Genomic DNA, 19,820 nt, shown 5'->3' with positions numbered 1-19,820 from the left:
GAAGACACCGAAGTGGCCACAAATGGGTCAGCCAAGACTTAGCCGGGGAGGCTTAGCCTATCGCTCCGCGATCTGCGCCGCGACATGGTGTGGATCGTCGCCAAAGGCATTGTTGCCCATGCCGCCGCCTCCAACCCCGCCGCCGCCCATACCACCACCACCGCCGCCGCTCCGGCCAGCATCGTCTTTGTTGCCACCACCTCTGCCGCCGCCGGACGACGCCGGACGCGTGGGTCCTTGCATAGCGATGATCAGATCGGCCGGGATCGGGTCGAGATCGAGCGCATCGCGCACGAACGCACGCAGCGACACAACCAGTTCGTGCGTGTGGACCGGGTGGCCCGCAACCAGTTCGCGAACCGCCCTGTCCGCGAGCCGGACATGTTCCTCCGTACCGAGCAAGATGATGTCAGACAGCGCGGCCTCGACCGCGTCGCGTATCCGGCGCGTGCGGTCCGACCGCGCCGCGCCTGCCGCACTGAGGTCCAGCGCAGCCATCGGTTCCTCTGCGACACCGCCCTGCTCCTCCCGCCGCCGCAGGTCGCGCCGGTGGGCCGGATCGACGGTTAGGTCCCCGGTGAACGAGCCGCCAAGGACCTTGTAGGCAGCGATAAGCGTCTTCAGGCGCTCATTGATCTGCCGGTTCATCCGTTCACGGCGCTGCTGGAACGTCATTTGGGTGAGCAGACGGATGCCAACCCCCAAAAGCGTAACCAGCGTCAGTCCGAGGATGGTGGCGAGCAGGCTCTGTCAAGAGCTGAAATCCAGACCGCGCACGTGCATCCCCCTAGTTATAGTCTACGGAACGTCCGTCGGCCCTGCGGGTGCCGCCAAGCAGCGCGACGCCGAGATATCCTTGGCCGTTCCTATGCGAGAAGCGACCAGTTGCCTGATGATCTTGGGCCGCTAACCACTGTTTCTGCAATCCGCCTGATCCCGCAGGAAGGTTGGGCCCTCAAAGCAGGAGATACGGTTTGTCGCAGTTCCGGTTCGTCGTCCCCTCTCTCATTGCAATTGGCATCGCTAGCGCAGCCTATGGGCAGATCAGCAAGAACGACAACTCGCCTCCGAGGGTTGTCCTCCCCAAGAATGAACGGGCAGGCACCTGGCTGCCTGCCAAAAATGGGGTTCAGATCCCGCTCTGGCCAGCAAGCACGCCTCTCGCAAAGCCCGACTCGGGTGATCGGCCGGAGGCCACCGGGAACGGGACCGGGCTCGTCGGCGGGCGAAAATGGCATTGGGCGAGCTACGTCACCCGACCGACCATGACCTTGTATCGTGCGAAGGGGCGCAATGGCGGAGCCGCCATGCTGGTGCTGCCGGGCGGCGGGTTTGAAGTCATAGCGACCGATCTTGAGGGTACGGAGATCTGCGATTGGGTGGTGCAGCAGGGTATGACCTGTGCGGTGCTGAAATATCGGGTGCCGCAAGACTGGCCGCAGGGCCAGCGGCCGAAGGTGCTATTGGGCTTGGAAGACGCGCAGCGAGCGATCGGGATGATGCGCCAGCAGGCTGCGTCCTACGGGATCGACTCGCACAAGATCGGCGTCATCGGCTTTTCTGCGGGCGCATTTCTGGCAGCGAACATGAGCAACACCGTGGCGCGCAGCTATCCACTCACGGACGCGGCTGACCGCCAATCGCCCCGGCCGGACTTTGCAATCGTCGCCTACACGGCACGTATGCTGGACAACAGCAAGGGCCGGAACAGTCTTGAGCTCAAGCCATGGGTGACCATCAGTCCCAAGGCACCGCCGACGCTGATCCTTCATGCCATGAACGACCCGACGGACCCCATTCGGCAGCCGATGGCCTATGCCTTGGCGCTCAGTGATGCGGGCGTGCCTGTCGATATGCGCCTGTACGCCAAGGGCGGCCATGCTTTCGGAATGCGGCCCACGGTCGATCCGATTTCGAGGGAATGGCCGGGACAGGTTAAGCAGTGGCTGCATAACATCGGCGTTCTTTGAAGACGGCGTCTCGTCCTCCTCAGCGTCTCACCGGTTGCCAGCGATACGCCGTGCCGGCCTTGACGATCTGGCCGAGCCCTGGGAACGGAAAGTGTGGGCTAAACACATGTTCGCCGCTCGCTGCCAACTTGGCCAACTCGGCCGTCCGCCGCTGGCGCCCCTGCTCGCCGTCGGTGTCGTAGCCGATGATCCATTCGGGCCTGGCGAGAGACACGATAGCGCTATGAGCAGTGTCGCCCATGTCGAGTAGCCTCTGGCTGTCTGACGTAATTTCGTAGCCGCTATGGCCGGGCGTGTGCCCCGACAGTGGGACCGCGCGGATACCCGGCATCACCACCGCGCCAGGATCAAATGGCGTGACCTTCGGCGTGATCGTCGCGATTAGCGCTGCATTGTCGGGCTGGCTCTGCATGAACGCCCATTCGGCGCGCGTCATACGGATCGTCGCGTTGGGAAACGCCAGTTTGCCGTCCGCGCTCGACAGCCCGCCGACATGATCGCCGTGCGAATGCGTGATGAGGACGTCAGTAATGTCCGCCGGCGATACTTTGGCAAGCGCCAGGCTCTGCATCAGGACGCCACCAACCTTGGGGCCCAGGCCAGTGTCGATAAGGACCATACGGCCCGGCATGCGGACCAGCAGCGCGTCGACGCCGAGCGATAACGCGTCGGTTGGCGCGCCTGCTTTGCGCAGTAGATCCGCGACAGCTGCCGGACCTTCCTTCTTGCCGAACACGCTGCCGTCGTTCGGAACGCGGTTGATCATGTCGCGCAGCGCCACGGCGCGCACCGAGCCGATGCTGAACGGCACCGCCGCAGGCCCGATCGGCACCGGCTTCGCCAGCACCGTCGACCCTAAGAATATGGCAAATCCGAGCGCGGCTATCGAACGAAGGGTCATCTACAGTCCCATGATGATTGTTGAATACTGCCGGATTTGGACGCTCCCCAAAACGGTGTCCACCGACTTCGCGATTGCTCCGCATAGTTGCACCAAGTTCTCGGATCACCGTCCTTTTCTGGAAACGGACTGCGTCCTCCAATGTCGGCTACCGCCGCCCGCCTGCCAATATCGGAAGGTCTGTTATCCTGAAGAGTTTCGGATGCCGGCAGGCGTACGAAAGTCTTGGAAGCCCGAACCCACGGGCCGCAGGCGATGCGCTATGGGGTTTTCGGTTTCCGGCTGGTTTTGGTGGCCCGCGCCATGGCGCATGTGGCCGCGAGCCTAGGAGCAGACTGTCTGGATTCCGGTGGGCATGATGGGTTCGCGAGCGCTGACAGCGCGGCATTGCTCGATGTTGCCGCCCCTCTGATGGCTATCGGCGCAGGTAACATCGTCTCCGCGAGCACGAGCCCTGCGAGATAGATAACTCCTTGGCCGTGCCGGGTCACGACGCCTGTATCCCGGATAACAGCGCAGGCGTCGGTGGAGCGCGGGCCTGGCGCTGGCGAAGGAAGGTCTCGATGACTACCATACGCCCGCCGCAACACGGGCATGACGGCCGGATGTCGTCCGGTTCGGCTCGTGCGTCGGACGCCGCGGGCGGTGCGACCCCGAGCAGTTCGCGGGCTCGTTCGAGATGTGCCTTGCGGGTGGCGCCTGCGAGCAGGCCATAGTGGCGGATGCGGTGGAAGCCCTTCGGCAGGACGTGGAGCAGGAAGCGGCGGATGAACTCGTCGGCGGTCAGCGTCATAATCTGCTGGCGGTCGGCGCCACCCCGGCGATAATCTTTATAGCGGAAGGTAACGCCGGTCTGGTCGAAGTGCAGGATTCGGCTGTTCGAGATCGCAACGCGATGCGTGTAGCGCGACAGATAGGAGAGCACCGTCTCGGGGCCGGCAAACGGCGGCTTGGCGTAGACAACCCAGCGCTTCTTCCTGACCGGGGACAGGTGCCGCAGGAATGCACGCCGGTCGGCGAGGTGCGTGAGCCTGCCGTAGAACGCGAGGCGCCCAGTTTCGTGCAGCGACATCAGCCGGGTCAGGAACAGGCGACGAAACAGCTTACCCAGGACGCGTACCGGCAGGAGGAACGCGGGTCGTGATGACACCCAGCGACTACCGTCGGGCGAAAGTCCGCCGCCTGGGACAATCATGTGGATGTGCGGATGGTGGGTCATTGCCGAACCCCAGGTGTGGAGCACCGCGGTAATGCCGATGCGCGCACCCAGATGCTTCGGGTCGGCCGCGATGGTCGTCATCGTCTCTGACGCCGCCTGGAACAGCAGGCCATAGACCGCCGCTTTGTTCTGCCACGCGACATCGGCAACCTCGGCGGGCAGCGTGAAGACGACATGGAAGTAGCCGACCGGCAGAAGGTCGGCCTCGCGCTCGGCGAGCCACGTGCGTGCCGCGGCGCCTTGGCATCGCGGGCAGTGCCGGTTCCGGCAGGAGTTGTAGGCAACCCGCCAGTGCCCGCAGTCGGTGCAGGCTTCGACGTGACCGCCCATGACCGCGGTGCGGCAGGTCTCTATCGCCGACATGACCTTGAGTTGGTCGAAGCTCAGGTGTCCGGCGCGGGCGGCCCGGTACGCAGAACCAGCGGTGCGAAAGATGTCGGCGACCTCGACGGAGGCACGCATCCTCGCTCAGCCGCTGGGCGCTCTCGCTTCCATAGCGGTCATCGCCAGCCTGTCGAACGGACTGGTCACGTTGCGCAGCACCCGGGTGGCGACCTGCGTGTAATAGGCGGTGGTCTCCAGCTTGGCGTGCCCTAGCAGCGTCTGAATGATGCGAACGTCGATTCCGTCCTCGAGCAGGTGCGTGGCGAAACAGTGTCGCAGCGTGTGCGGTCCGACCCGCTTGTCGATGCCCGCTGCTTGCCCCGCCTCGACCACCACCCGGTAGATCTGCCGCGTGCTGAGCGGCTTGAGATAGTGCTGACCGGGAAACAGCCACCCGTCGACGTGCAATACGCCCTGGAGCCCTGCCCCTCGCAACTCTTACTGGCCGCCCCATGCGGACGGCATGGATCCGGAAGCTGTCATGAAGTTCAAATCTCACGACTTCCATTGATGGCCAAGCTCGTCCGTCATCAACGCGTTGTCATCGCGCTGTCGGTGCATATCTTGCGCGGCGGTGTCGCGCGCTGCTCGGACGCCCGCGTCGACGTCGTCGAGATCCGGTTGGCGCTGCGCTGCCTGTTGCCGCACTGCCCGGAACGCTGGCCACTCGAGCTCTACTGGGATGCCGCAGCCCAAGAGAACGAGATCGGCAGGGCACAGGGCGTGACCGCAGCGTTCAACGGGATTGTCCGGCAACTGAGGCGCGCTGGCTGTTATGAAGAGGTAACCGAACCGTGAGTATGCGACTACCGCGAGCAGCCATTGCTCGCGTTCCTGAAGGCACGCGGATCGTCCGTGTCGAGCGCATGTCGCGGGCTTTTACCAAATATCATCTGGATGACGGACGCGCGCTGCACCGGTTCAAGATGGAAAAGCCGCATGCGACCCCGCATGACCACCCCTGGAGCTTCGATACCAAGATCCTTGATGGCGGCTATGTCGAAGATCCGCCTACGATAGCTGAGTGCGGACTGATCGATCGAAACTGCTCGGCATCGTCGATGGGGGATGCCGGGTCATCCTATTACATCCCAACAGCGTGCCGATCCGAATGGGTCGACAGGGATCGGTATCCCGGCACCACGCCGCCTGCAAGCAACGCATCGATATCGACGGACAAGCGGGCCGACACCTTCTCGTTTCGAGTCAGCGTCGCCGTTCTGCCATGATCGATTCGGCTGATTAGGCCGGCATCGACGAGTATCGCGAGGTGCACGATGAGGTGGTTCCTCTCCATGCCCAGCGCATCTGCGAGCGCACCGGGCGACATTCCTTCCGTCCCGGACGCCGCTATTAGCGCGTACGCCCTTAACCGGTGGGGTTGGGCCAGAGCCGACAGCGCGTCGATGAGGAAGGGCGCTTCCATGATCTGTCGATACATCGGCGTACCAACCGGCGAATATACAATGAAGGTGATTAGTTCACGAACCATTGAACTAACTGAGCGGTCCCACATATGTCTCTAGTCCGCCACCCGTCGCCGCTCCGGACCGATGCATCAGAGGCGGGAGACGACAATGCTGATCCAAAGGTCCGCAACTTCAACGAACGATACGGCTAATGCGACTATAGATGTCCGAGGATCCACTCGCCCCGGATAGTGCGGATGGGTGTCAACCAGCCCGCCACGACGTACGTGTTCGGCGCGTGTGAGCGGATCCGGGCTGAGATTGCGAGACGGTGATGGCACGATCCACCGCGAGTGTCCGGTAGCAGCACGCTCGGGAACCAGATCGTCAGCGGCGGCATCGACCTCTCCGTCGAGCATGAGCAGGGCTTCGCGGTCTTCGACCACGAGGCCCCCCTTGGCGCCGAGGACAGCCGGAAGTCGCGCTCAATCTGCTGCGGACCGCAACTCGCGCACCATGCGGCGGCTCTTGCCGAGGTCCGCCTACGGCGGTCAGCGAACTCCGGCCACATGCCGAACCATGGAAGTCCATTCGAATTGGAGAAAGTCCCATGATGCACTCGAACTCGACGACAGGTCGGCGACCGGATCTCGTAAGCGGGAGAGGGGCGGCTAAGGCCTTCGCCATGCTCCCGTCCCACCGCGCGTACGGTCTTCCTGACGAGCGACCTTCTCATCCGGACGAGCACTTGATCGTCGATCGCCGGGTCATGGACTGGTCTCTGCCCTGCGGTCGGTGCTGCGTGCTCGATCTGGAGACGGGGCCGGACAGATATGCGCAGTCGCTTGCCGGCCGGTCGAAGGTCGGCGCGGATTCCTGCCTACGGGAGATAAGGGTCGCCACCGTGCTCGGCTTCGACGAGGACGGATCGGGAGTTCCGTCGAATTTCACCATGTCCACTTTCGACATCGAGACGCATGGCGAGTTGGGTATAATTCGGAACGTCGAGAACTTGGTGGCGGCCTGCGCCGACGCCGGGACCCTGATCACCTTCAACGGAGCTGCCTTCGACCTTCCAGTCCTGCGCTCACGGCGCCTCAGGTGGTGGCTCGTTGACGACGACGCTGCGATGCGGTCCGCGGCGGCAGGGCGCCATGTCGACGTCATGCTGGAATTCAGCATGGCCGGACAGGGTCGATGGCCCACTCTCGTCGACGCCTGCGCCAGCGTCGGCATGGCTCTGCATGGACCAACGCGGATCGGACCGTCGTCGTTTCCGTACCCTGTAGAGAAGTGCGAAGTGGACGTCGCAGGAACGGCTGCTCTGTTCCTCTACGCTCTTGCCGGCAATCGGCGGTCGGACGTCGCGCTGCGAGCCGGTCTTCCAGCGTTATCGAGGTACCTCCGTAGCGTGGCCACGGGAAGACCACATCTCACGACCGTTGCGATGAACCGGGCCATGGCCCAAGGAGGCCCCTGGGGCACGGTCCACTGATCCGCAGAAGGTACAGGTTGTCGGGCGGGCGCGACGCGGGCATCGTGGAAGTCATGGACATCGATACGAAAGCGCTGCTCGCTGTGTTGAGCCACATGCATCCGGCATGGGAGCCGCGTGTGCTCGACTCTCGGGTGAAGTACTTCATGCGGCAAGGCTGGCCCTCTCCCGCAGTCACGGCCGGGCGTGGTCTGAAGGTGCGTCTCGGCGTCGACGACGTGATGAGGTTCGTCCTTGTTCATGAACTTTTAGACGCGATGGTGCCTCCCGGGCCGGCTGCGGCCATGATCGACGCTTCCTGGACCGATCTCCGCGCTGCTCTGGCCGGAGTCTGGAGCGAGCGTGGGACGCGCACGGCCGCGCTGCCCATACTGGTGCGCATGAGGAGCGTCGATGCCGACGACGGGGACGGGGGCGGCACTGCGGTGGCCGCCACCGGCGATGACGTCCGGCGCTGGTTGGGCGGTCATGGAGGATCCAGGCGGTTGCTGGTCTTGGATGCGATGCGCCTAATCCGCGGTTTCGGCGCGGCGGTCGTGGATACGATGGCGCCGCAGCTGGCGCGTTCTTTCGTAGCGGCCGTCGATGAGTGGGTAGTGGCATCCTGATCGGCGATCCGAGCTGCCGGGCGACACGCTTCCCACCGCCGTCCATGTGGCGGGCAGTCTCGCGAGCATCTTTGGCAGGGCGTGATTGACACTGTTGATAGCCACGGCTCATTGGTCATCGCAGAGGATGCTGTATGGGCGGTGCGGGATCGGTCGTCGCGTAAGGGTGGCGACGTCCTCCGGACGGCAAGCCGCCCGGCGAACTACCTTGGAGCTCTGCTGATCCGCTGGACGGCACCGCCGAGCCCACATGGGACATGCTCGATCTCTTCCTCGATGCCGACGTTCTGACTGCTTCTGGCGATACCGTCGTCTGCGCCTTCATGTCCGACGGACGAGCGTGACAGCGTGATCTAAAAGCGACTAAAATCGGGCGGGCAGGGTCTAACACAGGCGCAGCAGGGCATTGCCGTTGGTCCGGTTTACCGATGCGGAAACGCAGCGGGGAAGGGGATGGGCGGTGCCCAACCAGGTCAAGTTTACATTGGGTTGATCCCGCCGTCATGACTGTTGTTGACGAACTTTCGCGCGCAGATCTGTACTCGCCGCACCGGCCGGACAGCGCGGTCTGATATCGGCTCGATCCGAGCGAGCGTGGTCCCAGAACAGGGTGGCAAGGCGTTGCCGTTGGTCGCATTTACACACGTGAAAAAGCAGGCGGCCAAGGGACGGACGGTGCCCGACCAACTCCGGTTTACATAGGGTTTTCTGGAGTAACGTCGATCCACTGCAGACTTCGCAGCGGCGGGCTTGCGACAGGTGTAAATATCTTGCGGTGCAGGTCGGGTGCTAGCGAAGGGCGATCGACACCGACTAATATGGTTGAAAAGCATTTATATGAATGCTAGGTGTCAATCATGGCTTCTAACGTCGTTCCTGATGCATACCGGCTAGTCAATGTGCCGCATGAGATTCCCCTTCGGATCGTTGACGGGCGGGGGTGCCAGGATCGGATGCTTTCCTGGGCCGTGAGCACGCTTGCCGCACGACATGGTCCTCCGGGCCGAACCATGGCTGCAGGCTTCGTGGCGTTTCTAAACAATTCCGCTCGTGAGCGAGCCGAGCCGGCACGAAGGTTCACGCTCGGCGTGCCGGAGTGCCGGGCGGTGATGGACCAGTTCCTCAAGAGCGTCGGCGCGCGGGTGAAGACCCGCAATGGATCGCAGTGGGTATCGCCCCCTCGAGGACGACATTCGGAGATCGCGCGGATGCTCGGGGCGGTCTGCGCTGTAACCGGTATTCTAGCGACGCAGCTCTTCGAAGGGCGCGACCCGAGCAGAGTCGATCTTGAACATACCCGGCAGCGGAACAACAACGCCAGGCGCCGCACCGACACCGATCGCTGGCTGCGGATGCGAAGCGACCCAGGCATCGCCCCGAGGCTGGAGGACCCGCGGGTCTTCGACCGGCTGATGGAAGGGCTACGGCGCACCGGTGCCGACGAAGCGGTCATCCTGGCCCACGACCTCGCACGCAACGCGGGGAACCGTTTTAGTCAGGGCGCGGCAATCACCATGTACGATCTGCTGGTCGACAGTCCCGAGCCTCGCCAAATCCCCGTGATCAACAAGGGGTCAGACGGCGAGAGGGTGCTGACCCTCGTCGTGCCGCGCGAGCTGTGGGACAAGCTGTTCGTCTATGTCGACGGGGACAGGCGGCTGCGCGGCGGGCTAGGCCTCGCCGAGCTCAGACGCACTGCGGCGGACCGCAGGAACCGGTCGGATCTGAAGACGATGCCGCTCTTCACCCTACGCGGGAACGAAGGCCTTTCCTATGATCGGCTCTATCGTCAGGGAAAGGCGGCGGCCGTCCTGATGGACCTGTACCGCAATGATCGAGAATTTCGCGAGACGGGCGTGAAACGCTTCGTCACCTTCCACCTGCTTCGGCACGAGTACGTCCACTCGAGGATGGATGCGATCGAGCGCATGGACAGGAAGCTGTGGCCGGTGGAGCGCAAAAGGCTTGCCGCCTACATGGGGTGGAGCGACGACGAGGAGATGCTGGCGTGGTATTCCGCCCACCATACCCGCAAGAACGCGCTGGCGTCGGCCGTCGAGTACAGCAAGCGGATCGACGCCTTCGAGGAAGTCCACGAACGGCAGAAGGCATTCGACGGGCTCGAAGCGACGTCGTCTGAAGCATACCGGGTTGGACGTCCCAGATCGTTAGCCGAACGGTTCCCGGGCATATGACAACCGACATGTCCTGGAAGTATCGCCGGGGTCTGCCTCGGGATCACGCCGAACGGCGGCTGATGCCCGTGCGCGTTGTGCTCTCCGACGCTGCGATCGAGCGGATACATTCCGCCGTCGCGATGGCGGGCGGCGATGAGGACGGATGTCTGCCCATAAGCGGATCGTGCGTCGAGACGTGGCGCAAGGTCGAAAGACTGCTGGCGACGCTAACGGGCGAGGAGGGTCGTCTTCGGCGCGCTCATCAGCCCGACGGACCCCGTCGCCGTCATGGGCATCCTCGGTCGAGCGGAGGTTTCGCCGACACTGAAAGCGACGGTGGCCGGTGAAAGCCTGTTCAACGACGGGGTCGGGGTAGTCGTCTTCGCTATCCTGCTCGAAGCCGCGCTGGGCACTGAACCGCTGTCGCTCGGTCACGGTGCGGCACTGTTCCTTCAGGAAGCGGGCGGAGGCGTGCTTCTGGGGTTGGCGGCAGGCTGGATCGGCTACCGGGCGATGCGATCGATTGACGAATACAATGTCGAGGTGATGATCTCGCTGGCGGTGGTTATGGGGGGCTACGCGCTTGCCGCGCAGCTCCACATCAGCGGTCCGGTCGCCATGGCAGTCGCCGGGCTGCTGATTGGCAACAAGGGCGTTGCCGATGCGATGAGTGACATCACGCGCGATTACCTGCTGAAGTTCTGGGCGTTGATCGACGACATCCTCAACGCCGTCCTGTTCCTGCTCATCGGGCTTGAGGTCGTGACCATTGCATGGGATCCGCGACTGATCGCGCTTGGTGTCGCGGCGGTGCCGCTCGTACTGCTGGCCCGCGGGATAGCGGTCGTCGCTCCGCTTGCGGTCCTGCGACCGATCCTGTCGCTCGGACGGCTCGCGCCGTTAACACTGATCTGGGGCGGCCTACGTGGCGGAATTTCGGTAGCGCTGGCCCTTGGCCTGCCAGATGGCCCGGCGCGATCTATCGCGCTGGCCGCCACATACATCGTGGTGCTGTTCTCGGTGATCGTGCAAGGCGGCACTGTTGAGCGCGTTCTTGATCGCGCCAAAGCCCGCAGCCCAAATAGCTGACGCTGAAGGAGCGGCGATCAGGCTCCCACCTCCCACATCACTGGCGAGGGCTGCTACGATGACATCGTAAAGTCGTATCTCTCTGGATCCCGAACTTTGCCGACGACGATCGAAGAGGAGCTAGAGCAGATCCTCAGGATCATGCTAATGCAGGGCTATCTACCGTTTCTGCCAGGATCTCTGCTTTCGTGCCCCAATCTGCCAGCCCGACAAAGACCCTGGATGCCGTGTCCTGGAGCGGCCTCAATCTGGAGGGTGGGCAATTTGACGATGTAGTACGACTTGCAGCACAAATTTGTGGCGCACCGGTCGCGCTCGTCAGTGTTATAGAGGCGGGGCAGCAAATCCCGAAAGCGAGCATCGGCATCACTGCCAATACGGCACCGCTCAACGAAGTGATCTGCCAGCACACGATCAACGAGCGTGATCTCCTCGTCATTCCTGATCTCAGCGCTGACCTCCGCACCGCATGCCATCCACTGGTCACGGCTGATCCTGCGCTGCGCTTCTATGCCGGCGTCTTCTTGGTCGGTTCCGATGACAAGCCGCTTGGCACGCTGTGCATCATGGACCGTGAGCCCCGTCCAGGCGGACTTACGGATAATCAGGCAGGAGCCTTGGCAGCGCTGGGTCGCCAGGTCGTCACGCTGCTCAATCTGCAACGTGAGCGTTCGCGGTTTGAAGCCGTGTTCAACAGCGCGGTCGATTACGCGATCATTGTCATGAACCGGGATGGCAGGATCACGGACTGGAACGAGGGGGCGCATCAAATCTTTGGCTGGACGCCCGAGGAGATTTGCGGCCGGGACCTCGACGCCTTCTTTACGCCAGAAGACCGGGCGGCAGGTATCTCTGACAAGGAGATGGAAGGAGCCAGAACCGTCGGCCGAGGGATCGACGAGCGTTGGCACCTTCGCAAGAGCGGCGAGCGCTTCTGGGCCAGTGGCGAGATGATGCCGCTGCGAGGGCCGGACGGCGAACTGCAGGGTTATGTGAAGATGCTGCGCGACCGCACGGAAGTGAGGCTCGCTGATGAGCGACTGGAAATGGCGCTGGCCGCCTCCGGTGTTGTCGGCCTGTGGGACTGGGTCGTTGATACGGACCTGCTGCACGGCGACGCCCACTTCGCGCGCCTGTATGGCCTGGACAAAGCGCAGACCAAAGCTGGTCTGACCATGGAGGAATATCAAACCCATGTAGTCGAGGAGGATGTAGCGCCTTTGCGCGCCAGGATACGACAGGTGTTCGATACTGGCGCCGACTTCCTGGTTGAGTACCGGCTTGCCATTCCCGGCGAGCGACTACGCTGGGTCGAGTGCAAAGGCCGCATGATCTACAATCAGCAGGGCCAACCTGTTCGCTTCTCTGGCACAGTGGTCGATGTCACCGATCGCAAGGATCACGATGAGCAGCGTCAGTTGCTTATGCATGAACTGTCGCACCGGGTGAAGAACACCTTTGCGATGGTGCAATCCGTTGCTTTCCAGACGTTGCGTGGGACCGACCAATCAGTTTCGACGGCCCTACAAAACAGGCTGGCAGCGCTGAGCCGTGCGCATGAGGTGCTGATCCAGACCAGCTGGTCCTCGACATCGCTCAGCGAGCTTATGGAGCGTGTACTGAGGCTTGAGGCGGAAGGGCGCCGCTTCCTGCTTACAGGCCCTGACATGGTCGTCGGATCGCGGGCTGCGCTGTCGCTATCGTTGCTGCTGCACGAGCTGGCGACGAACGCGGTCAAGTATGGATCGCTGTCGGTACCAGACGGCCTCGTACGGATCGAATGGTGGGTCGAAGACGAGACGTTCTGCCTGAGATGGAAAGAGGAGGGCGGGCCACCCGCGCGTGCCTCTACCGCGACAGGTTTCGGATCACGGCTGATAGGTATGGGTATCGCAGGTGCGCGGCAAGCCAGGCTCGACTACACCGATGAAGGCCTTGCGGCTGTTTTCCACTGCCCTCGCGCGTTACTGGAAGAGGACTAATACCCACAGCGTGAGCGACGCTCGGCTGCGATGGTTGCTGATTGTTTTAAAGACTGATTTTACGTCGGGCCATTTCAGCGAAGCCATACTGCGCAATCTGCTTGGATCTTTCCTTAGAAATGCCAGCAAGATCGAGTAGGTCTTAGTTTCCAAGTTCTGTGATTGATGTCTCAATCTGCGTAAGACTCTTTCTTGCATCAGCGTTCTGCGCTGCATACTGCTTCATTTATGTTTTCAGCACTCGCCTATCGTACCATCATTCTCTGCATCGCGCAGGTCTCTAACGCTTTCCGCTCCGCCGCTCCAGAAGCTTGGGCTTTCGGAAGGAACGTATGTCGAGAATTAGCCAAATTTGGCCTCCAGAAGACGGTAAGCCTCCAACTACTGTGTCAAAGCAATTTTATTTGACCAAAATTCTCGATGTTCGTCTAAACACCTGATATTGCTTGTTAATTAAAACTCGGGAGCTTTGGTTCATTCTCTTCGTTCAGTTAGATAATGAAACTAGATTTATCTTCGTCCGACCTCTGGCGATCGTTCCACAAAGATTGGTGGGGAATAACAAAGCGCGCATGGGCTTCCTCCAGCGACGACAATCTTGGAATGATCGCTGCTGGCGCGGCTTTCTACATAATAGCTTCCATCGCACCAATTCTGGCCGCAATTGTGCTCAGTTATGGCCTGTTCGCCGATGCTCAGACGGTGCAAGGCAATATTCGCGAGCTATTCTCTACTGTGCCAAAGGATGTCGCGGTATTAATAGGCCAACAACTCGACACAGTAGTTTCAGGATCGCGAGGTAAAAAAGGATTTGGACTCGGGTTGGCGTTGCTCATCGCCCTGTACGGGGGTAGCAAAGCTGCCACATCGATGATGACCGCCCTGAATGTCGCCTATGAGGTAAAAGATAAACGGAATTTTATCGTTTGGACGCTCACCTCGTTTGCGGTCGTGCTGGGCGGAATTGTGCTAGTTTTTGTTGCGATTGGATCAGGTGCCCTAGCTGCATTTGCCGGTACTCTAGTACCGTGGTTTCCGGGTGTTGTACTATTACTCATTAGACTCGTTACCTATATGCTACTGGCTATAATTGTTATAACCGGGGCGTCGCTATTGTTTCGCTTTGGACCGTACCGCCCGCGTGCGAGGTTGCGTTGGGCGACGCCCGGAACGGTTGCTGCGACTATTGTATGGCTGCTCGCTAGTTCAGCATTCAGTATCTATGTGTCGAACTTTGGTGATTATGGGGCAACCTACGGATCTCTGAGCGCAATTATCGTGGCGTTGACGTGGTTATGGCTGAGCGTATATTCATTTCTCTTAGGAGCCGCGCTGGACGTACAGGCATATCGCGCGAAAGACGCTCGCGTTGAATCTTAAATCAGACAATTGTGTCACTGACTTCACAGCTTTACCATACGTATCGAGCTTCTATTTGGTGGTATATTCGTCTATAAAATATTAATTAACTTGGGAATAATTAGATCTTACCGCTAAGACCTTCTAGTCTATTGAAGACATCATTTGGTTAGCGTGAATACAGTATGGGAGAGTAATAAGCTTGGTTTAAAGCGGGGTTCGGTTATCTGGCGACGGGGCGGCATCAGCCGAGCGCAGGCGGGAAGAGGTAAGGCATGCAATTGAGCGGTTTGATCGCCCGACTGGGGCGGCATCTCGATCTCACCGACGCCGAACGCGAGGCGATTCTACACGCCGAACGCGGCGAGCGGCGCTTGCGTGCGGGCGATGTCCTGGTCGTGGAGGGCGGCGAAAGCCACGCGCTGTATGTCGTGCGACAGGGGTGGTTGCACTCGTCGACCAAGCTGGTCACCGGTGGGCGGCAAATCCTGCGCTTCCACTACGCAGGCGACCTGATCGGGACGTCGAGCATGGCTTGGTCGCAGGCAGCGGCGACACTGACCGCGATCTCGGACTGCATCGTGATCGATTTGCCGAAGACTGAACTCGGGCTGCTGTTCCGCGCACAACCGCGGATCGCCGGGCTCCTCTATGCAATCGCAGCGGCCGAGAACGTCGCGATGAGCGACCGGCTGACGACGATCGGGCGGATGGGGGCGAGCGAACGGCTTTCCACGCTGCTACTCGACATCATGGCGCGGTTGCGTGTGACGGCGGGGGGGATCGTCGATTCCTTCGACCTGCCGCTGACGCAGACCGATATCGGCGATGCGCTCGGGCTGACCAAGGTACATGTGAACCGGACGATCCGCGCGTTGGAAAGGGCGGGCGTGATCGAGCGGACCGGGCGGCGGGTGCGGATCGTCGATGAAGCGGCGCTGGTCGCGGCGACCGGGTTTATGGATCGTTACGGCGAGATCGAGACCGCGTGGTTGCCGCCTGCGGTTTGAAAGGGTTGGCTTGTGTTCCTTCGCGGTTGCGGCGCGATTACGGGATTTGGGAGTCCGATTGTTGTAGATATCCGCGCAAAATGGAACAGTTCTGTTAGCGTTTAATGTCATGTCGCAGGGCGTCCCGGCGTCGATGAAAACGGGGAACGACTATTTCAACAGTCGTACAGTTTTGCCAACGCTGAAACCGGAAAGCCACGCGAAACGCTCCGACATTTTGTCATGAATTTCAAAGGGGCATTGGTCTGGAACCCCTTCGCGTTGACCGCTTTTCAAGCCCGCTTCATACGCTTCGCGTAACAATGGTTCGTCTGGTTCCATTGGCTAGTAACGCCCGAAGGCAGGGATCGGATTGAGCGAGATCAATACAATTTTGGATTTAAGCGGCAAAGCGTTCAACGGATTTTGCAATTTCTACCATCTCGCGAGCCGCCTGTCCGCTCTCCTTCCGCCTCCCGAATATATCTAGCGCGTTTTACTAAAGCGTAAGGCCCGCCTTCCTTTCCCTTCTCAAAACTCGATCGAATTTTGAGAATGGCCTGACCTATGGAGTAACCGCCCACTCTTGATGCAAAAATCATCCGAGGGGGGTCGATTTAATCCTCGCGTCAGCAACGTGTAATGTCATCCGGGGCTAGGCTGGCAAATGGTGATGCCTTTCCTTCTGATTCTTGCGGCACAGGCTGCCGCTTCCGGCGCGATATCGAGCCCCGATCTGTTGGGTCGTGACACCGAAGCGACGGCTCTGGCGAGCGCCACTGCGCTTCATAGGAAGATGGATGCAAACGGTGATGGAGACGTCACCCCAACAGAGATGGCCCGGTTCATCACGAAGTCTATGAACGGTTTGGCAATACCGGGAACCGATACCGCCCATCCGCTACCGCCGTTGTCAGCAGCACTTTTCCAAGCAGGCGACACCGACAAGGATGGTCGGATATCTCTCGCTGAAGAGATCGCCGCGGCAAAGCGTGCTTTTGCGCTTCAGGATACGAACCACGATGGTGTGGTGACGCCGGAAGAACGAATGGCATTTATGCAAAAGACCATAAGCGATGGGAGGACGCCAGAAGGCGTATCGCTACGTCCTTCATCACGTGCGAAGGACGCCGGACAGGCGGGCGAGATATGGAATCCTCCCGCTCAGGCTACGTGGTCGGGATCAGCGACTCCTATCAAAATAGCGTTGAAGGCCGGCGCAGCGCCGATGAGCGGCATGGCGACGTTTACAGTGGATCTTACTGCAACAAGTGATGGTCTCGCTATCTCCCCATTTGTTCAGGTGACACGCGGGATCGTCTTTCTGGTGAGATCGTCGACCGGCCAGTTCGTCGAGCCTGCAGAAAGAATGATAGGATCACCGCCGCCACCGCCGCTTGCGCCCGGCGAGCTGACTTCTATCGGCGGAGAGGCCCCTTTTAGCGTCGCCATCCACGAAATGACCCGAACGATCTTCCCGGGGCCGGGTATCTACCAAGTCCAGGCGATGGTCTCTCTGTTCGATCCTAGCGCAACGCCGGCTCGCTATGCCAAGGCTATCTCGTCGCCCGTGACGATTAAGATCACAAGGTAAGCTTATGCCTCCTAACTTATAAATGAAAAAAATTAACCCATATAAATCTCTGATAGAGAATCACAAGTGTTGGATCGAGCGGGACCAACCTATCGCAGAGATAGCATTTATGCGCCAACCATCAATGTTAGCACCATATTTGCTGTTGGCGGTACTTTTAGTTTGCCTAGTCCTAGCGATTATTATGTATATCACGGTGTGTGGTTCGTCGGCTGATTCGGTCAACGTGCTATAAACCTTTCAGCCTGAAATCCCATAAAACTTCCCCAAGATACTAAATCGAACAATTCAACCAACCGCGAATGCGATGAATACAATAAAGAACAATGGATAATTATAGGGTGCAGCGCCATCTCTTTTTTTAATACTGCCACTAAAAGAGAATGGAGTAATTACGGTAGCAAGACAGCAGAATAGTGGAATATGAATAGAAATGTATTGTTATCCTCAGGCTTATGCGGTCTCGAATGATTGTAAATTATATTGTACAGACCAGAGCTATAAGGAATCTTTGACCTTAGCCAGATCATTGCCACAAAAAGTATGATACTGATACCACCAAAAATGAATCTGCAGCCAGTTGTTGTCTTACTTAACATGCGGCACCAAAATCGGTACGGTTGCAGACGTGTTACAAACTCAGTAATTTGTATATTATGGATGTGACGGTTTATTAAAATCGATCATCATCGTATTGCTATTCGGCTTACCCATCTTGAGCCGCCGACGATTACAGCACCAAGAGCCCAAATAAGCGCTAGCTGAAAAATGCTTGTTCCGATAGATAACGGCAAGACAGAATTACTACTGACCTCTAGTTGATGCTCGGCAAGTTTGACGCAGGCGCTACCGGAATCAACTGCGTGCAAATGGCACGATCCAAGGTTGTGAAAGTATATTCTCAAATGCTCGCGTGATAGCCATGACCACCGCACCAAACTTATAATTACTAACCAAAGCACGGAAAATACGGTGCCGACGCGAAGCCAGAACCGTAACGGCATGCGGAGAAAGGCATCAACCATGCGGATACTTCCCATAGGTTGTGCCCAGCAGAGCACGTTGTTGAGCACCCTGAAAGTGACAAATTCGACATTCCCGGTAGGCGCTCGGATGCAAAAATCACGCATTTCGCCCCCTCTGCAACCTCAACGTGATCGCCACGACTTGCCTCTATTGCCGGACGGCTTCTGCCTATGAAGCCATATAACCCATACTACCCGTCTTCACCCGCTTTCCCGCAATGCCATCCCAAGCGGGATAATAGACGCTATTGAAAGCGGATGACGGTCAGCCCACCCCTCTTGGCGTCGTTAGGCGCGGTCGGAAATCTCATGGTCGAGGCGCGTGATCCGTAGTGGATTATCGCGAGCGCAGCCGTCGCCTTGCACGGGGCTGATCCAGGCCACGTAGCTGACGTGGACGTACTGTTGAGCATTGCCGATGCGCAACGCATTCTGCCAACGATCGGCATCCAGCTTCGGCAAGGATCGGCACATGCTGCATTTCGGTCGAAGATCTTCGGCACTTGGACCGGAACGACGCCGTTGCCGGTGGAGTTCATGGCAGACTTCCACCGCCGGTCAGGGGAGACGTGGCTGCCGGTACTGCCAGCGACGCGGCAACGCGTTGAGGTTGCTGGCTTGGTTGTCTTCGTCCCCGAGAAGGCGGACCTACAAGCCATGCTCGCCGCTTTTGGGCGGCCTAAGGACTTACAGCGCGCAGAAAGCCTCGCGGCTGTGGCGTAGAGGCTTTCCCGTTTCTCGATCGTTGATCGAGAAACTGAGCGGGCTGGCAGTGCTGTTCGGCGACTGACGATTACATGCACCACAACGCGCCGTTCTTGAGTGTCGGTTTCGAGCAGCCGGACGCTGGTAGCGGCAGCCGCTGCCCGGGTCGCCACAACGAAAGGCGCTGCAGTATTTCCGGCATTTCTGAATCGATCACCGGCAGCGCGTTGCCGTCGTTATAGCCTGTCGCGCTGCGATAGCGCAGCACGGTACGGTACGGCGCAGTCAGGTCGCTCGATCGTGCGACCGTGACCCAGTAGCCGAAAGGCGCGTCGGTGGTCGGCTCGACTGTGACGAAGGCGCCGCGCAGCAGCCCCGCTTGGACGAAGCGTACCTCCTGATTGTTGTTGGTGCCGGTGGTATGCGTAAACAGACTAACGAAACGGTCGGTATCTCGGTGATAGGCAAAAGCCTGGGTGCCGACAAGTTGACCACCGTTACCCGCGTGAATGCTGGCCAGAACGACAATCAGCAGCGGCTCCCGATCGCCCGCCTGTCGATACGCGACGCGCGCCATACGCAGGTAATGCGGTTGGTCGAAGTCACTCATCTGCCTATTGGGGTCAAGGCGAACGTCTAGGGCGGGATCGCAGGTCAAAGAACCCGCATGCCGGAGGCACGGCATAACCACGCCGGGTTCGGGATCTCCGGTGCCGGATATACCGGGATGCCCGCTTTGCGTCACCGTCAAGCGCCACGGCGTCTGCGTGGCAAAAGGACCGGAAAGCGCGACAGTGGCTATTGATCGGTCGGCGCCATCCGCACCGCTCGCGGTGGCCAAACCAAACAGGAAAGCGGCCGTGACACACGTTTTGATCATGGCTCGACTCCTGTTGTTACCTGTCGCCACTTCG

Annotated in this window: 16 protein-coding genes and 2 pseudogenes; 12 read left to right on the top strand and 6 right to left on the bottom strand. The window is 60.0% G+C overall.

The genetic code is table 11. The features are described 5' to 3' along the window. Window positions 1–57 precede the first annotated feature (57 nt). The gene (locus C8J40_RS11705; RefSeq protein ID WP_243693349.1) at window positions 58–675 is read right to left on the bottom strand and encodes a hypothetical protein; all 618 of its coding nucleotides are present in this window, start codon (window positions 673–675) and stop codon (window positions 58–60) included. A gap of 299 nt (window positions 676–974) precedes the next feature. Here C8J40_RS11705 and C8J40_RS11700 point away from each other — a divergent pair, with 299 nt between their 5' ends. Continuing rightward, window positions 975–1,970 (top strand): alpha/beta hydrolase, encoded by a 996-nt coding sequence (locus tag C8J40_RS11700; RefSeq protein ID WP_132742204.1) that lies wholly within the window; start codon window positions 975–977, stop codon window positions 1,968–1,970. 19 nt (window positions 1,971–1,989) lie between these two features. Here the strand turns inward: C8J40_RS11700 and C8J40_RS11695 are convergent, their stop codons facing one another. The 3 genes and pseudogenes from C8J40_RS11695 to C8J40_RS11685 form a co-directional block, all read right to left on the bottom strand. Further along, the gene (locus C8J40_RS11695) at window positions 1,990–2,871 is read right to left on the bottom strand and encodes an MBL fold metallo-hydrolase (RefSeq protein ID WP_165886655.1); all 882 of its coding nucleotides are present in this window, start codon (window positions 2,869–2,871) and stop codon (window positions 1,990–1,992) included. A 487-nt stretch (window positions 2,872–3,358) separates the two neighbouring features. Further along, complete coding sequence (locus C8J40_RS11690; RefSeq protein WP_132897186.1) at window positions 3,359–4,552, bottom strand: IS91 family transposase; 1,194 nt, start codon at window positions 4,550–4,552, stop codon at window positions 3,359–3,361. Between the two features lie 6 nt (window positions 4,553–4,558). Then, a pseudogene (locus C8J40_RS11685) lies at window positions 4,559–4,891 on the bottom strand (tyrosine-type recombinase/integrase); the annotation flags it as partial. A 93-nt stretch (window positions 4,892–4,984) separates the two neighbouring features. Here C8J40_RS11685 and C8J40_RS11680 point away from each other — a divergent pair. Next, entirely contained in the window at window positions 4,985–5,272 is a 288-nt protein-coding gene (locus C8J40_RS11680; RefSeq protein ID WP_056056312.1) for a hypothetical protein, read from the top strand. Between the two features lie 286 nt (window positions 5,273–5,558). Here C8J40_RS11680 and C8J40_RS11675 read toward each other — a convergent pair whose 3' ends face one another. Beyond that, complete coding sequence (locus tag C8J40_RS11675; RefSeq protein WP_207901209.1) at window positions 5,559–5,900, bottom strand: helix-turn-helix domain-containing protein; 342 nt, start codon at window positions 5,898–5,900, stop codon at window positions 5,559–5,561. 336 nt (window positions 5,901–6,236) lie between these two features. Between C8J40_RS11675 and C8J40_RS20330 the strand changes: the two genes are divergently transcribed. The 10 genes and pseudogenes from C8J40_RS20330 to C8J40_RS11630 all read left to right on the top strand — a co-directional run bounded on the left by C8J40_RS20330 (window position 6,237) and on the right by C8J40_RS11630 (window position 18,924). Continuing rightward, complete coding sequence (locus tag C8J40_RS20330) at window positions 6,237–6,497, top strand: hypothetical protein (RefSeq protein ID WP_165886653.1); 261 nt, start codon at window positions 6,237–6,239, stop codon at window positions 6,495–6,497. Further along, window positions 6,494–7,378: a hypothetical protein gene (locus C8J40_RS11670; protein ID WP_132742191.1), complete on the top strand. Its 885-nt coding sequence runs from the start codon at window positions 6,494–6,496 to the stop codon at window positions 7,376–7,378. The genes C8J40_RS20330 and C8J40_RS11670 overlap by 4 nt, the downstream gene beginning before the upstream one ends. Window positions 7,379–7,431: 53 nt before the next feature. Next, the gene (locus C8J40_RS11665; protein ID WP_132742190.1) at window positions 7,432–7,986 is read left to right on the top strand and encodes a hypothetical protein; all 555 of its coding nucleotides are present in this window, start codon (window positions 7,432–7,434) and stop codon (window positions 7,984–7,986) included. Window positions 7,987–8,996: 1,010 nt separating this feature from the next. Continuing rightward, complete coding sequence (locus C8J40_RS11660) at window positions 8,997–10,181, top strand: hypothetical protein (RefSeq protein ID WP_132742189.1); 1,185 nt, start codon at window positions 8,997–8,999, stop codon at window positions 10,179–10,181. A gap of 237 nt (window positions 10,182–10,418) precedes the next feature. Further along, window positions 10,419–11,252: pseudogene (locus C8J40_RS11655) on the top strand (sodium:proton antiporter); the annotation flags it as partial. Between the two features lie 227 nt (window positions 11,253–11,479). Further along, the gene (locus tag C8J40_RS11650; RefSeq protein ID WP_132897183.1) at window positions 11,480–13,234 is read left to right on the top strand and encodes a PAS domain S-box protein; all 1,755 of its coding nucleotides are present in this window, start codon (window positions 11,480–11,482) and stop codon (window positions 13,232–13,234) included. A gap of 498 nt (window positions 13,235–13,732) precedes the next feature. Continuing rightward, the gene (locus tag C8J40_RS11645; RefSeq protein WP_132897182.1) at window positions 13,733–14,614 is read left to right on the top strand and encodes a YihY/virulence factor BrkB family protein; all 882 of its coding nucleotides are present in this window, start codon (window positions 13,733–13,735) and stop codon (window positions 14,612–14,614) included. A 260-nt stretch (window positions 14,615–14,874) separates the two neighbouring features. Continuing rightward, a complete protein-coding gene (locus tag C8J40_RS11640; protein WP_165911439.1) occupies window positions 14,875–15,603 on the top strand; it encodes a Crp/Fnr family transcriptional regulator in 729 nt (242 codons plus the stop codon). 646 nt (window positions 15,604–16,249) lie between these two features. After that, the gene (locus C8J40_RS11635) at window positions 16,250–17,176 is read left to right on the top strand and encodes an EF-hand domain-containing protein (protein WP_132897180.1); all 927 of its coding nucleotides are present in this window, start codon (window positions 16,250–16,252) and stop codon (window positions 17,174–17,176) included. 1,430 nt (window positions 17,177–18,606) lie between these two features. Then, a complete protein-coding gene (locus C8J40_RS11630) occupies window positions 18,607–18,924 on the top strand; it encodes a hypothetical protein (RefSeq protein WP_132897179.1) in 318 nt (105 codons plus the stop codon). A 70-nt stretch (window positions 18,925–18,994) separates the two neighbouring features. On the opposite strand, the gene C8J40_RS11625 is transcribed toward C8J40_RS11630, so the two are convergent. Next, complete coding sequence (locus C8J40_RS11625) at window positions 18,995–19,786, bottom strand: hypothetical protein (RefSeq protein ID WP_132897178.1); 792 nt, start codon at window positions 19,784–19,786, stop codon at window positions 18,995–18,997. Between the last annotated feature and the right edge of the window lie 34 nt (window positions 19,787–19,820).

Source organism: Sphingomonas sp. PP-CC-3A-396 (genome assembly GCF_004343105.1).
GTDB lineage: Bacteria > Pseudomonadota > Alphaproteobacteria > Sphingomonadales > Sphingomonadaceae > Sphingomonas.
This window is presented reverse-complemented; position numbering and strand designations above follow the sequence as displayed.

What these genes read in the sequence shown, in the direction of transcription:
- C8J40_RS11705 (WP_243693349.1), bottom strand. Translation starts at nt 675, where the DNA reads ATGACGTTCCAGCAGCGCCGTGAACGGATGAACCGGCAGATCAATGAG.
- C8J40_RS11695 (WP_165886655.1), bottom strand. Translation starts at nt 2,871, where the DNA reads ATGACCCTTCGTTCGATAGCCGCGCTCGGATTTGCCATATTCTTAGGG.
- C8J40_RS11690 (WP_132897186.1), bottom strand. Translation starts at nt 4,552, where the DNA reads ATGCGTGCCTCCGTCGAGGTCGCCGACATCTTTCGCACCGCTGGTTCT.
- C8J40_RS11680 (WP_056056312.1), top strand. Translation starts at nt 4,985, where the DNA reads ATGGCCAAGCTCGTCCGTCATCAACGCGTTGTCATCGCGCTGTCGGTG.
- C8J40_RS11675 (WP_207901209.1), bottom strand. Translation starts at nt 5,900, where the DNA reads ATGGAAGCGCCCTTCCTCATCGACGCGCTGTCGGCTCTGGCCCAACCC.
- C8J40_RS11670 (WP_132742191.1), top strand. Translation starts at nt 6,494, where the DNA reads ATGATGCACTCGAACTCGACGACAGGTCGGCGACCGGATCTCGTAAGC.
- C8J40_RS11665 (WP_132742190.1), top strand. Translation starts at nt 7,432, where the DNA reads ATGGACATCGATACGAAAGCGCTGCTCGCTGTGTTGAGCCACATGCAT.
- C8J40_RS11660 (WP_132742189.1), top strand. Translation starts at nt 8,997, where the DNA reads ATGGCTGCAGGCTTCGTGGCGTTTCTAAACAATTCCGCTCGTGAGCGA.
- C8J40_RS11645 (WP_132897182.1), top strand. Translation starts at nt 13,733, where the DNA reads ATGAAACTAGATTTATCTTCGTCCGACCTCTGGCGATCGTTCCACAAA.
- C8J40_RS11635 (WP_132897180.1), top strand. Translation starts at nt 16,250, where the DNA reads ATGGTGATGCCTTTCCTTCTGATTCTTGCGGCACAGGCTGCCGCTTCC.
- C8J40_RS11625 (WP_132897178.1), bottom strand. Translation starts at nt 19,786, where the DNA reads ATGATCAAAACGTGTGTCACGGCCGCTTTCCTGTTTGGTTTGGCCACC.